The sequence below is a fragment of the Dietzia sp. SYD-A1 genome (assembly GCF_015356725.1).
Taxonomy (GTDB): Bacteria; Actinomycetota; Actinomycetes; order Mycobacteriales; family Mycobacteriaceae; genus Dietzia.
This window is the reverse complement of record NZ_JADDKI010000481.1, coordinates 1-2645: the sequence shown is the minus strand read 5'-3', so window position 1 is coordinate 2645 and position 2645 is coordinate 1. Positions and strand designations below refer to the sequence as shown.

Annotated in this window: 2 protein-coding genes; both read left to right on the top strand. The window is 73.8% G+C overall.

The features are described 5' to 3' along the window. Positions 1-76 precede the first annotated feature (76 nt). Entirely contained in the window at positions 77-1060 is a 984-nt protein-coding gene (locus tag IY392_RS15890) for a 4-(cytidine 5'-diphospho)-2-C-methyl-D-erythritol kinase (RefSeq protein WP_107756949.1), read from the top strand. Then, on the top strand, positions 1060-2645 hold a 1586-nt coding region (locus IY392_RS15885; RefSeq protein WP_228549510.1), incomplete at its 3' end, for an ABC-F family ATP-binding cassette domain-containing protein. The genes IY392_RS15890 and IY392_RS15885, both read left to right, overlap by 1 nt.

Here is a 2645-nt window from a genome sequence, read left to right as displayed (position 1 = left end):
GACTACGTGCGCATCGCGGAGGCGGCCGGACGGCTCGGGATAGGGCCGGCCCACCGCGAGCCGTAGGCTGGTCGGCGTGCCTCGTGACGTCTCCACCTCCGCCGGCGCGCGCGCCGTGACGGCCGTCGCCCCCGCCAAGATCAACCTCCACCTGGGGGTCGGTGACCTGCGAGCGGACGGATTCCACGACCTGCTCACCGTGTACCGTGCCGTGGACCTGTGGGAACGGGTGACGGTCGCTCGGGTCGACGGTGATGACGCCGGCGACGGCGAGGTGGTCGTCTCCGGGCCCGGTGCGGACCAGGTGCCCACGGACCGGAGCAACCTCGCCGCCCGGGCGGTCGACCTCCTCCGGAGCGAGGCCGGTACGGACGCGCGGTTGTCGATCCGGATCGTCAAGGGCGTTCCGGTGGCCGGCGGTATGGCCGGCGGGAGCGCGGACGCCGCGGCAGCCCTGGTGGCGACCGACCGACTGCTGGGACTGGGACTGGGGCGGGCGGCCCTCGAGGCGCTGGCCGCTCGCCTGGGCAGCGACGTCCCGTTCTGCCTCCGCGGCGGCACGGCGCTGGGCACCGGCCGGGGTGAGAAACTCGCGCCGCTGCTGCACGCGCGAGCCGAACAGCACGTGGTCGTGGCCCTCGCCGACGGCGGCCTGTCGACCCCGGTGGTCTTCGCCGAACTCGACCGGCTGCGCGCTGACGGGGGAATCGGCCGTGAGCTGCCCCGGGCAGGGGGCGTCGACGCACTGGTCGAGGCGCTCGCGGGCGACGACCCCGCGCGGGTGGCCGGGGTGCTCGCCAACGATCTCGAGCCCGCCGCGCTCTCGCTGATGCCGGCGCTGCGCAGGACCCTGCGGGCCGGAGCCGAGGCGGGAGCGTTGCACGGCATGGTCTCCGGCTCCGGCCCCACCTGCCTGTTCTTCTGCGCCGACCGCGACCAGGCGATCGCGGTGGCCACCGAGGTGAGCGAGACCGGTGTCGCGCGCGAGGTCCGACTCACCCGCGGCCCCGTCGCCGGGGCCCACGTCATAGACAACCCGCAACAGACACCGGAGCAGTAATGGCCCCCACCAACCTCATCAACCTCGAGCAGGGGTCGGTGTCCTTCGGGATCCGACAGGTGCTCGACGACGTCTCCCTGGGCGTCAACGCCGGCGACCGCATCGGCGTGGTCGGTCTCAACGGCGGCGGCAAGACCACGCTCCTCGAGATCCTCACCGGCGTGGCCGAGCCGGACACCGGGCGGGTCTCGCGCGTGAGCGGCCTGCGACTGGCCGTGGTGACCCAGCGGACCGAGCTGGCCGCCGACACCGTGGGCGAGGCCGTGCTCGGCGGCCTGGGCGTGGCCACACACGAGTGGGCGGGCGATCCGCGGATCCGCGCCGTGCTCGACGGGATCGGCATCCACGACCTGGGCCTGGACACCGCGGTGGGTGACCTGTCCGGCGGCGAGCGGCGGCGGGTCTCCCTCGCCGCCGCGCTGGTCCAGGACCTTGACCTGCTGGTGCTGGACGAGCCGACCAACCACCTCGACGTCGAAGGGGTGCAGTGGCTCGCCGATCACCTCCGATCGCGGTCCTCGGCCCTCGTCGTCGTCACCCACGACCGGTGGTTCCTCGACACCGTCGCCACCCACACCTGGGAGGTGGTCGACGGCCGGGTCGAGCAGTTCGAGGGCGGTTACAACGACTGGGTCTTCGCCCGCGCCGAGCGGGACCGCCAGGCCGCCGCCTCCGAGTCGCGCAGGCAGAACCTCATGCGCAAGGAGCTCGCCTGGCTGCGTCGAGGCGCACCGGCGCGGACCTCCAAGCCGCGGTACCGCATCGAGGCGGCCGAGGCGCTGATCAAGGACGTGCCGCCGCCCCGGGATTCCCTACGCCTGTCGAGCTTCGCGGCCCGGCGGCTCGGGAAGGTGGTCATCGAGCTGGAGGACGCCCGTCTCGACGCCCCCGACGGCCGCACCCTCGTCGAGGACCTGACCTGGCGTCTGGCCCCCGGCGAGCGGCTCGGCCTGGTGGGTGTCAACGGTTCGGGCAAGACGACCCTGTTGCGCGCGCTCGCCGGGGAGGCCCCGCTCGCCGCCGGCCGCCGCAAGGAGGGCAAGACCGTCCGCATCGGGTGGCTCAAGCAGGAGCTCGACGATCTGCCGCTGGACCAGCGGGTGCTCGAGGCGATCGAGGACGTGGCCGCACGGGTCGCGTTCGGCGACATCGAACTCAGCGCCTCCCAGCTGGCCGAGCGTCTCGGCTTCACCCCGGCACGCCAGCGCACGCCGGTCGGGGACCTCTCCGGCGGCGAGCGCCGGCGCCTGCAGCTCACGCGGGTGCTCATGGACGAGCCGAACGTGCTGCTGCTCGACGAGCCCACCAACGACCTCGACATCGACACGCTCCGCCAGCTCGAGGACCTGCTCGACGGCTGGCCCGGCACGATGGTCGTGATCTCCCACGACCGCTACCTCGTCGAGCGCATCTGCGACTCGGTGTGGGCCCTGTTCGGCGACGGCGGGCTCACCAACCTTCCGCGAGGGATCGACGAGTACCTCGAGCGCCGCGCCCGCGCCGGGGCCGCGGGCGACTCGGGCAAGGTTCTGCGTCAGCCGGCCTCCGGGTCCGGTGCGGGCGCCGGCTCAGGTGCGGGCTCGGG